This window comes from Gammaproteobacteria bacterium (assembly GCA_011682695.1).
Classification (GTDB): Bacteria; Actinomycetota; Acidimicrobiia; order Spongiisociales; family UBA4744; genus BMS3Bbin01.
Map to the genome: position 1 here is coordinate 35,043 of JAACED010000019.1, position 10,575 is coordinate 45,617.

11 protein-coding genes are annotated in these 10,575 nt (G+C 63.3%); 8 read left to right on the forward strand and 3 right to left on the reverse strand.

Translation table 11 applies throughout. The features are described from left to right. The first annotated feature begins 31 nt into the window (after positions 1 to 31). Entirely contained in the window at positions 32 to 925 is an 894-nt protein-coding gene (locus GWP04_05715; protein ID NIA25049.1) for a phosphatase PAP2 family protein, read from the forward strand. Here the strand turns inward: GWP04_05715 and GWP04_05720 are convergent. Continuing rightward, positions 904 to 2,085: a peptidase U34 gene (locus tag GWP04_05720; GenBank protein ID NIA25050.1), complete on the reverse strand. Its 1,182-nt coding sequence runs from the start codon at positions 2,083 to 2,085 to the stop codon at positions 904 to 906. The genes GWP04_05715 and GWP04_05720 overlap by 22 nt on opposite strands. A gap of 144 nt (positions 2,086 to 2,229) precedes the next feature. Here GWP04_05720 and GWP04_05725 point away from each other — a divergent pair, with 144 nt between their 5' ends. Then, positions 2,230 to 2,964, forward strand: a complete 735-nt coding sequence (locus GWP04_05725; GenBank protein ID NIA25051.1) for an ROK family protein — start codon at positions 2,230 to 2,232, stop codon at positions 2,962 to 2,964. Positions 2,965 to 3,042: 78 nt separating this feature from the next. Continuing rightward, entirely contained in the window at positions 3,043 to 3,594 is a 552-nt protein-coding gene (locus tag GWP04_05730; GenBank protein NIA25052.1) for a hypothetical protein, read from the forward strand. 106 nt (positions 3,595 to 3,700) lie between these two features. Here GWP04_05730 and hflX read toward each other — a convergent pair whose 3' ends face one another. Together hflX and GWP04_05740 are read right to left on the reverse strand one after the other, a co-directional pair. Next, positions 3,701 to 4,987, reverse strand: coding sequence for a GTPase HflX (gene hflX, locus GWP04_05735; protein NIA25053.1), 1,287 nt, complete (start codon positions 4,985 to 4,987; stop codon positions 3,701 to 3,703). Beyond that, positions 4,984 to 5,295 carry a hypothetical protein gene (locus GWP04_05740; GenBank protein NIA25054.1) on the reverse strand — a complete coding sequence of 104 codons (312 nt, stop codon included), beginning with the start codon at positions 5,293 to 5,295 and terminating at the stop codon, positions 4,984 to 4,986. The genes hflX and GWP04_05740 overlap by 4 nt, the downstream gene beginning before the upstream one ends. 81 nt (positions 5,296 to 5,376) lie before the next feature. On the opposite strand from GWP04_05740, the gene GWP04_05745 reads away from it, so the two are divergent. From GWP04_05745 to GWP04_05765, 5 genes are read left to right on the forward strand one after another with little or no spacing between them, the layout of a single operon-like run. Then, positions 5,377 to 6,684 carry an insulinase family protein gene (locus GWP04_05745; protein NIA25055.1) on the forward strand — a complete coding sequence of 436 codons (1,308 nt, stop codon included), beginning with the start codon at positions 5,377 to 5,379 and terminating at the stop codon, positions 6,682 to 6,684. Further along, complete coding sequence (locus GWP04_05750; protein NIA25056.1) at positions 6,681 to 7,994, forward strand: insulinase family protein; 1,314 nt, start codon at positions 6,681 to 6,683, stop codon at positions 7,992 to 7,994. The genes GWP04_05745 and GWP04_05750 overlap by 4 nt, the downstream gene beginning before the upstream one ends. A gap of 27 nt (positions 7,995 to 8,021) precedes the next feature. Further along, positions 8,022 to 8,600 (forward strand): hypothetical protein, encoded by a 579-nt coding sequence (locus GWP04_05755; GenBank protein NIA25057.1) that lies wholly within the window; start codon positions 8,022 to 8,024, stop codon positions 8,598 to 8,600. Next, positions 8,591 to 9,076 (forward strand): CYTH domain-containing protein, encoded by a 486-nt coding sequence (locus tag GWP04_05760; GenBank protein NIA25058.1) that lies wholly within the window; start codon positions 8,591 to 8,593, stop codon positions 9,074 to 9,076. The genes GWP04_05755 and GWP04_05760 overlap by 10 nt, the downstream gene beginning before the upstream one ends. 12 nt (positions 9,077 to 9,088) lie before the next feature. Then, on the forward strand, positions 9,089 to 10,366 hold the full coding sequence (locus GWP04_05765; GenBank protein NIA25059.1) for an MFS transporter: 1,278 nt from the start codon (positions 9,089 to 9,091) through the stop codon (positions 10,364 to 10,366). Positions 10,367 to 10,575 lie beyond the last annotated feature (209 nt).

Consider the following 10,575-nt stretch of genomic DNA (forward strand, 5'->3'; position numbering starts at 1 on the left):
CCGGTATGGTTCGATTGGTGAGAGGAGACTGATGGACGCGATCTTGCGTTTGGGTGTGGACGTCGTGCTGTGGCTCCAGCAGGCGAGCCCATCGTTGGACGGATTCTTCAAGACGCTGACGTTTCTCGGGAACGAAGAGTTCTTCCTACTGCTGCTCCCATTGGTCTATTGGAGTGTGGACCGGGTGATCGGGATGCGGCTGATCGTGCTCCTCCTATTCTCGAATCTGATCAACACGGCGGTGAAGCTGTTCGCAGCCCAGCCGAGGCCGTATGCCTACGACGCCCGGGTGAAGGCGATCACCCACGAGGTGTCATACGGGTTCCCCTCAGGGCACACGCAGAACACGGTCGCGGTGTGGGGGTACCTCGGATCGAAAGTCCGGGCAAAGTGGTTCTGGCTTCTGGCAGGTCTGCTGATGGTGGGAGTACCGCTCTCCCGCATCTACCTCGGAGTGCATTTTCCCACCGATGTACTCGGAGGCTATGTCATTGGGGCTGTCGTATTGTGGCTGTTCTTGCGCTTCTGGAAACCGGTCGAGCGCTGGTTCTGCCGGCTCGCGCTCGTGTGGCAACTCGTGATCACCACGTTTGCCCCGCTGACACTGCTCGCGCTGCATGCTTCTGAATCGGTCACGACCGGCGTCGGCACGATGGTCGGCATGGGGGTCGGATTCGTGTTGGAGCGACACTGGGTCCGGTTTGAGACTGCCGGTCCGATCAGGCATCGCGTTCTGAGGTTCCTTATCGGGTTGGTCGTCCTCATCGGACTCTGGGCGGGGCTTCGGGTCCTTTTCGCCGGGATTGAACCGGCCATGGCGCTGCGTCTCGTTCGGTACACCCTCGTCGGACTGTGGGGGGCGCTCGGGGCTCCGTGGCTGTTCGTCCGGTTCAGGATTGCGCGTCAGAGCACGATGCCTGCCTGACGGTTTCTCACACTCCAGTAGTGGCGCACGTAGAGAGGACGTCGATCCGGCGCGTCCGGAATCCTCTCGGTCCACGCGGCGAGCAGATCGCGGGCTTGGGCGAACGCATCTTCGGGACGTGGGGGTTCTTGGAGCCATCGGCGCTCGATGTCGTCTCGCTCGGAGGCGAACAGGGGAAGGAGCCGACTCGGGTTCCGCAGCACGCTCCGATGGAGGCGTTCGTGCGCCCACCAGAGGGTTCGGGCGTCATAGGTGGCGGTGGGCTCGGGCCCGAGGTCGAGCGGCTCCAGGACGCTCACGGGCTTGAAGAGGCCGGTGCAGGGCGCAGAGGTCGCGGTCACCCAGTGGCGGGATCGGGTGGGCGAGAGTTCCGCGACCCAGGAGGCGACGGACTCGGATCCGGCAGCGATCCCCCCTCCGTGCATGCACGGCGCGGCCATTGCACCGGTGAGGAGGCTGTACCGGGGTTCGACCCCGCCGTGATCGCGAAGCAGGGCCATCAGATCCTCCGGTCCGGTCGCTGCGGCTGCCCTGGCCTGGGTGAGGGGCTGTCGAACCCTGCAGGCGGAGACCTTCGTCTTGAGCCAATCGGAGTGCTGCTCGGCGAAGTCGGGAATCGTCAGACCGTTCGAGATGGTTCTGGCGCCGTCGGTGACGTGTTCGACCTCCCACAGCTTGCCGGCCGTCTCGAGCACGAAGGCTTCTCGTGGGTCGGCGACGATGAAGCTGTTGTGGTAGGTGAAGCGTGGGTGCTCGAATCCGCAACCTCCGCCCTGACCGTGGCGTTCGAGAAGACCGGTGATCGTGTCGACAGCGGCCTTCGCGGAGTCGGCCCGTTCGAGGGTGAGGCGGATCATGTCCATACCGGTGAGGCCGGTTTTCGCGTAGGGCTGGTCGGTGAAGACCGCCTCGTTGCCGATCACCACGCCGTGTTCGTTCGCTCCGATCTCCGCTCCCCACATCCAGAAGGGGCGAGAAAGCAGCACGGCGTTGGTTTCACGCACCTGCGGAATCTCGATGTGTGTGCAGCGGACGGTTGTGCCGGGACGGTAGGTCCGCCGTGGTTGCCATTCGAGGAGCTGGGCCTCGTTGGGGTCCCGGTCCGAGTTTTTGGCGAAGAGCACCCGGTCCGGTTGGACGATGACGATCGTGTCGCACATGGTCCCGAGCCTATCTATTTCTGGTCAATGCTGGCGTCGCTATTCGACGCTGCCGTTGACAGGAATCGGGCTGCAGTTTTCTGGTCAATGCGGGCGTCGCTATCCGACGCCGGCATTGACAGGAAATCCGATATTCTTGTGCTCATGGACATCCTGGGCATCGATATCGGCGGGTCGGGCATCAAGGGCGCTCCGGTCGATGTCGAGCGGGGGGCGTTGACTCGTGAGCGACACAAGATCTTGACACCCCAGCCTGCCACCCCCGAGGCGGTCGCAGGGGTCGTCGCGGAACTCGTGGCCCACTTCCAGTGGCGAGGCCCGATCGGCTGCACCTTTCCTGCTGTTGTGCGTCGCGGTGTCATCTGCACGGCCGCGAACGTAGACCAGTCGTGGGTGGGTATGGACGGGGAGTCGCTGTTCCGGCAGGCAACGGGGCTGTCGGTGAGGCTTCTCAACGATGCCGACGCCGCGGGCGTCGCCGAGATGCGGTTCGGTGCCGGCAGAGGACGCGGCGGCGTCGTCATGCTGCTGACGTTTGGGACCGGTATCGGAAGTGCCATGTTTGTCGATGGACGGCTCATGCCGAACACGGAACTCGGCCACCTGGAGTTCCGGGGTGGTGATGCCGAACACTACGCGGCAGCTCGGGTCCGCAAGGAGGAGAAGCTGAGCTGGCACGAGTGGGGGAAGAGAGTCGATCGATTCCTCGACTATCTCGACTTGCTGTTCTCACCCGACCTCTTCATTGTCGGTGGCGGGGTGAGTCGCAGGTTCGAGCGTTTTTCCGAAGCGCTTTCAGTGAGAACCGAGGTGGTTCCGGCCGTTCTCCAGAACGAAGCCGGGATCATCGGGGCTGCGTTGTTGGCCTCCGAGACCTGAGGTTATTTTTCCCTGTATTGCCGACACGGCAGAGTCGACGTGTGGGATGATGCGCTGAGTCTCGGAGGAGGGATTTGCATGACCAGCGATGGTGCTGAAGGAACTGCGAACGGAACGATGATGAATCGGGTCATTCGCGCTGTCAAGCTCGATCCGACCTTGTACAAAGAGGTGTCCGGAGACGGAACCAAGACTACCGAAGCGATGATCGTGGTTGCCCTCGCCGCCCTCATCGGGGGCCTCGGGCCGATCATCGGTCCCGGCCACTTCAGATTCGGTGGCTGGATCCTGATGGCGATTCTGGCCCCGACGCTCTTTCTTGGAATCGGAACCGGTGTGTTGTGGCTCATCGGAAAGCTGTTCAGCGGCAAGGCGGAGTTCATTCAGATGTTCCGCCCGCTCGGTTACGCGTATGCACCATACGCCCTCGGGATCATCCCGTTCATCGGCGGCATCATCGGAGGCCTCTGGGGACTTGCCTGCGCTGTCATCGCCGTGCGCGAGTCGGAGGAAGTCTCGACGGGATCTGCCGTCGCCATTGTGCTGATCCCGGCAGTGATTATCTTCATCCTGATGCTGATCGTCGGTGCCGTCATCGGTATGGCAATGCTTGGACTGGCGAGGAGCTGAAGGCTCACATCGGAAGTTGAAGGTTCGGGGCAGCATGCCCCGAACCTTCCGTATCCCAGATCACAGACCTGCGCCGGCAGGCCGGACGACGAGGCCGGGCGAGAACTCAGGCGATTTCCGCCTCAAATCTCTGGGCTCGGTCAAGAGCGATCCGCACGGTGACTGTGATCGCGGTCTCCCCGTGCTGTTCATCCACCACTTCTCCCTCCCGGTGTAGGGCGGCGAGGACCTCCCCACGCGTGTACGGGATCGTCAAGGTCCTGAGGACCATCGCAGGGCTGAGGGCGTCGGCGATCCGTCCCAGCATCTCGTCGATCCCTTCTCCGGTGGCAGCCGAGAACGCGAGAGCCTCCGGGTGCAAGGCGAGCAGACGGTGGAGGCGGATGGGATCCGCGGAGTCCTGTTTGTTGAGAGCCAGCAATTCCGGAATCGCTGCAGCGCCGAGATCGGCGAGCACGTCCCTGACCGTGGCTATATGGGATTCGGCGTCCTGATCCGAGGCGTCGACCACATGGATCATCAGGGTGGCGTCGGCGACCTCGTCGAGTGTCGATCGGAACGCCTCGATGAGTCCGTGGGGAATGCGTCGTACGAAACCGACGGTGTCGGAGAAGACGACCTGCGGGCCGTCCGGAATCTGGAGTTTCCTGATGGTGGCGTCGAGTGTCGAGAAGAGGCGATCTTCCACGAGCACGTCGGTTCCGGTGAGGCGATTCAGCAGTGTCGACTTTCCTGCGTTCGTGTACCCGACAAGGGCAACCAAGGGGACGTTGTTTCTTCGGCGGGCCTTGCGTTGCGTCATTCGAGTGCCGTGGAGCTTTGCGAGGTCTTGTTCGAGGCGAGTGATCCGTCGTTCGATGCGACGTCGGTCGGTCTCCAGTTTCGTCTCGCCCGGCCCGCGTGTCCCGATGCCTCCCGCCTGCCTGCTCAGAGCCGTGCCGTGTCCGCGGAGCCGCGGAAGGTGGTAGCGAAGCAGTGCCAGTTCGACCTGAAGCATGCCGGCCCTGCTCGTGGCGTGCTGGGCGAAGATGTCGAGGATCAGCCCGGATCGGTCGACGACGTCGCAGCCGAAGATCTTCTGGAGGTTCCGCTGCTGCGTCGGTGTGAGGTCGTCGTCGAAGATGACGACGTCGACGTCGAGACGCCGGGTCTCCTCTGCGAGCCGCGATGCCTGGCCTGGGCCGATGAACGTTGCGGGATCGGGTTTCCGGTGTCGCAGCGATGCTTGACCGACAGGGTCGGACCCTGCGGTATCGGTCAGGCGGGCCAACTCGTCGAGGGAAGCGGCGGTGTCGAACAGCGAACCGACGAGGAAGGCGCGCTGGCGAGTGATCTCGAGGTCGGTGACGGTGGCTGTCAGCCTGCGTCCGGTGCGACCTTCCGATGGCGTCACAGGTAGCGGCCTCCGGGAGGCTGATCTTCGTGCTTTTCCTCGGCGATGATCTGCGCTTCCCGTACGGCGATCACGACCTGGCCGGTGATCGGCCAGATGAACCGCCATGCCTCCGTGGGAACCGCCCAGAATCGGTTGCCGTTCTCGACATCGATGAGTGCGAGGGCCTCGGTCGACTTCTCCGCCACGGTCGCAGCCGGCACCAGCAGCCCGGAGCGGGTGGTGGACTCTTGGACGAGATGGCCGACGCGCCATCCGGGGAGCACCCGGAATCCGTCGGTGTTGTCAGAGATCGGACCGTTGGTCATGGCTCCATGGTGCCACACGCCGGCGCCTGACTCCAGTCCGTGATGTTCGCTGAGCGGCCCGCTGTTGTAGCCTGCTTTGCGATGACGTCGTTCCTTCGCCTCAGCTTTCCTGTGGAACGATTGAAGCTCGACAACGGACTCAGAATCGTCTTGATTCCAGACCGATCGAGTCCCGTCGTTGCCGTCTCCGTACTCTATGACGTGGGGTTTCGTTCAGAGCCTGAGGGACGGAGCGGTTTTGCCCATCTCTTCGAGCATATGATGTTTCAGGGGTCCGAGCAGGTTCCGAAGGGAGAGTTCGACCGGCTGCTCATGGGTAACGGGGGTGTGCTCAACGGTACGACGACGCCTGACTTCACCGCGTACTACGAGGTCCTTCCCTCCGCAGCCCTGGAGATGGCGCTCTTCCTCGAAGCCGATCGGATGCGTTCTCTACAACTCAACCAGGAGAACCTCGACAATCAGACGGCGGTCGTGCAAGAAGAGATTCGACTCAACGTTCTGAACCGTGCCTACGGGAAATTCCCCTGGATTCTGCTTCCTGCCTTGATGTTCGACACCTATCCGAACGTCCATGACGGCTACGGGAGTTTCGAGGAGCTGGAGGCTGCGCGTCTCGACGACGTACGTGACTTCTTCGCCCGCTTCTACACGCCTGCCAACGCCGTTCTGGCCATCTGTGGCGACCTGCATCCGGATGCTGCCGTGCAGCTGGTCGAGCGTCACTTCGGCGGCATACGGGGGCGACGACGCCCTCGCCTGCAGTCGTTCGGAGAGCCGATCCGGGACGGAGTCCGGCGGTCTCGATACCGGGATGTGTTTGCCCCCGCTCCTGCGCTGGCACTCGGGTACCGGATCCCCGATCCGGTCGCTCACCTCGACCAGGTCCTCGCGCTCGACGTCGTGGCACGAGTGCTGGCCGACGGGCCGGCTTCCCGTCTCGAGCAGCGACTCGTTCACAAAGAAGGGTTGGTCACCTCCGTTGACGCCTGGATCGGGGAAAGCCCGGGATGGGTCGGCCCGTTCGAGATGCGCGATCCGACTCGGTTCCAGATCAGCACCTTCTATCCGCGTGTCTCGGACAAGGATCGGATCATCGAAGCGATCGATGAGGAGATCGAAACCGTCGCCGGGGGTCTGGAATCCGACGAGGTGGATCGGGTGGTCAGCCGTGTGACCGCCGGGTATGCGCGCAAGATGGATCATGTGCTCAACCGGTCCCTTGGAGCGGCTCAGTTGGAGCTCTTTCACGACGATCCAGGTTTGCTGGATGCAATCCCGGCGCTGTACGCGAGCGTGACTGCTCGGGCAGCTTCGGAGGCTGCCCAAGTGTGGCTTCGTGCCGATCGCCGGGCGGAACTCGAGATCGTTCCGGGGAGTGGGCAATGATCCCCGAGGTTGGCCGCCTGAAGCCGATACGACTCCCGCACGTGTCCGACGAAGTGCTCCCGAACGGGTTGCGGATGGTGATCGTGCGACGATCCGGGACTCCTCTGGTCGAAATGCGGCTGCGGATCCCGATGCCGGCAACAACGGCCGGGGAGGAGGCGAGGCGCGATCTCCTGGCGCAAACGTTGAAGAGCGGGACGAGCCGATGCTCCGAGGTCGATATCGCAGTGAGACTTCAGGAGATCGGCGGGTCGCTCGGCGTCGGCACAGACGAAGATGGGCTCCACCTGTCGGGATCGGCGCTCTCGAGGCGAATGGGCGATCTCCTCCATCTGGTTGTGGAGATCCTCACCGACGCCGCATTCCCCGATTCGTCCGTGTGGACCGAGCGGGCGCGACTGGCGCAGGAGGTCGTTCTTGCTCGCGCGCAGCCAGAAGTCGTTGCGGGCGAGGAACTTCGCAAGCGCTTCTTCGGGAGACACCCATACGGACTCGGGCTACCTTCACCGTCGGGGCTGCGACGGGTCACCCCCGGCAGACTACGGGCACTGCACGACGAACTCGTTCGGCCCGGTGGTGCCGTGCTGGTGCTTGCCGGAGATCTTCAGCCTGCCGCGGCGGCCGAGCGCGCCGCCAACGTAATGCGGCAGTGGAAACGAAGGCGGCGTCCCGCTCCTGTTCCGAAACCGTCGGCACCGCGTCCTCGTCCTATGCTGATTGTGCATCGGCCCGGTTCCCGGCAGACGAACATCCGTCTTGGGGGCCTGGCGCCGGCGTCTGGAACCAAGGTGTTCCCTGCGTTCGAACTGGCGAACCTGATTTTCGGCGGGTACTTCTCATCCCGGTTGATTGCCAACCTCCGTGAGGACAAAGGGTTTACCTACAACGCCGCCTCTCACATCCACCATGCCGTTGCCGCGTCGACGGTTACGATTTCGGCCGATGTGCGTTCCGAGGTGACGGGGGCGGCGCTCGTGGAGATCATGTACGAACTGGGCCGCATCGTGTCGTCACCTCCCGAAGCAACGGAGCTGGAGGAGGCCCGTCGCTACCGGATCGGCACACTCGCCATCGGGACCCACACCCAGGCCGGGTTTGCAGACACCCTCAGTGCGCTGCTTTCCAGGGGCCTCGACGTCGCGTATCTTCGCAGTCATCAGGACCACCTCGAGAAGGTTTCCGTCGACGACGTTCTGGTGGCTGCCAGGGAGTTCTTGGCACCCTCTCGTCTTGTCCCCGTGTTGGTCGGGGATGCCGACGTGATCGTTCCGCAGATCGCACCATTCGGGAGATTCCACGTACGCGCCTGAGGCCTCCACGGTGCTACGTTCGCGTTGATGAAAATCATCCCGCGCTACGAATTCCGTGTCTGGGGCGACGACCTCGACTCGGCACAGGCGCAACTTCTCGAACTGGGGACCAGGCTGAGGCGCAAGCAGACGAGTGAGACCTACATCGTCTCACACGTCGAGCAGACCAACGTCAAGATCAGGGCCGGGGTCCTCGACATCAAGCAGCTCCTGGACCGATGGAACCGCCTGGAGCGGTGGAAACCCGTGTTCAAGCTCACGTTCCCTGTCGAGAGCCGGGTGCTGGCGACGTCCGTGTTTCCGCAGCTCGGCGTCGAGGCACCGTTGCTGCCGGCCGGTCCGTTGGGTGAGGAGACGTTCGTGGCCGTGGCGGATTGTCTCGAAGGTGTGATGGCCGTTCCGGTGCAGAAGGTACGCTCACTGGTGTCGATCGGGGCTTGTCGAGTGGAGGCCGGTGTCGTGACGGTCGACGGCAGCAGACATCTGACGGTTGCGGTGGAGTCCGCGGATCCTTCGGTGGTGGAAGAAACCGTTGCCTTGTTGGATATCGGCGGTCGTCGAAACGAAAGCTATCCGGCGATGCTTCGGAGGTTGCGATGGGCGTAGAGATCGAACGCAAGTTCTTGGTGATTGGCGACGAGTGGCGTGATCTCGCCGACGGCATCGACTATCGACAGGGGTACCTGTGTACGGTCAAGGAGCGGACTGTGCGAGTTCGCACCGTCGGCGAGCGGGGCTACCTGACGGTGAAGGGCATTTCGGTTGGCGCAGTGCGCGCCGAGTTCGAGTACGAGATTCCTCGCGAGGATGCAGACCAGATGCTCGACGATCTCTGCGAACGCCCACTGATCTTCAAAACTCGCTACACGATCCCCTTCCGCGGGCATGTGTGGGAGGTAGATGACTTCCACTTGGAGAATGAAGGTCTCGTCGTCGCAGAAGTCGAACTGTCCGATCCTGATGAGCGGTTCGACATTCCCCCGTGGATCGGAGAGGAAGTGACCGGTGATCCCCGATTCTTCAATGCGAACCTGATTGCACATCCGTACTCGGTTTGGGGCGACGAGCAGTCCGCCGGGTAGCCTGACGGCCCGATGGCCGAGACCCCTGACATCGAGTCAGCCGACTACCGACGCAATTTCGCTGCCGGGCTCGTCCACGGGATCTTCTTTCAGGCATCGTCGGCGCTTGCGAACGTACAGACGGTGCTCCCGTCGTTTGTCGCCTTGCTGACACCGTCGGCGCTCGCTGTCGGATCGATGGCGGCGGTGCAGGGTGCTGGGCAGGTGATTCCGCAGCTCTTCACAGCGTATCTGATCGAAGATCGGCCGCGCCGCAAGCCGATCCTGTTGTGGGTGATCACCCTGCGCTGGGTGTCGTTCGGGTTGCTTGCCTTCTTGACCTGGCAACTGGGAGCGACCAGGCCCGGCGTCGTTCTCGGGGTGTTCCTTGTCCTGTTCGGGATGTTCTCGTTGGCGGGAGGTGTGGGGACGGTCGTCTACGCCGATGTATTCGCCAAGGCCATTCCGGCTCGGCGGCGGGGAAGGTTCATCGGATGGCGCCAGCTGCTCGGATACGGTCTCGCCATCGCGGCGGGGTATCTGGTCAAGGCGGTGCTGGGGAACGAGCGGATCGCGTTCCCGTCGAATTACGCCCTGATCTTCGCGTTCTCCGCGCTGGCGCTCCTGGTGGCCTTCACCGGGTTCGCGATGATCCGTGAGCCCGTGTATCCGGTCGAGCGTCGGTCGAGTTCGCTGGGGGATCTTCTTCGACGGGCCTGGCGTCTTGCAGGAGACAACGCCAACTTCCGCTGGTTTCTCACGACGCAGGCGCTCACGATGGCCGTGCTGTCGCTGGGGCCGTTCTACGTGGTCTTTGCTCTCGGCGACGGTGGAGTGTCCAGGGGGCAGGTCGGTGTGTTTCTTGCCATCCAGATGGCCGGGGCGGCTGTTTCGAATCTTCTCTGGGGTTGGATGGGGGACCGGTTTGGGAACCGGGCCGTGATCGTCGGGGTGGTTCTCATCGGGGGGCTCACCCCGCTGTCAGCCCTCGCTGCAGGTTCGACACCCGGATTGTTCGTCGTCGTGTTCGCTTTGATGGGAAGCACGATCAGTGGTGTGCGGCTTGGGTTCAACAACATGATTCTCGAGATGGCGTCGGTGTCGTTGCGACCGACCTGTGTGGCGCTCCAGAACACGCTGCTGACGCCTGTGATGCTGTTGCCGCTGGTGGTGGGAGCGGTCGCCGATGCATGGACGTACGGCGCACTCTTCTGGTCGGGGGCGGCGCTGATGCTGCTCGGCGTGTTCGCAGCGCTGCGGATTCGCGATCCTCGGTTCGACGCCGAGGCGGTCTGCGTCGAGAAGAGGTAGCAGACTCGCTCGCGGCATGTAACTCTCGGTGGCCGGCGATCGGTGTCGCGTCGGTGACGGTCTCGCCGCGAAGTACGAAGTACCAGGTACGAAGTACGTCTTTCGCCGGGTTGTGGGGTGGTCGGGGAGCCCGGGTGGGCGTTGGCGGAGGCGGACGGGAATCGAACCCGCCGGGGGCCTTTCGACCCCCCACCGGTTTTGCTGTGTGT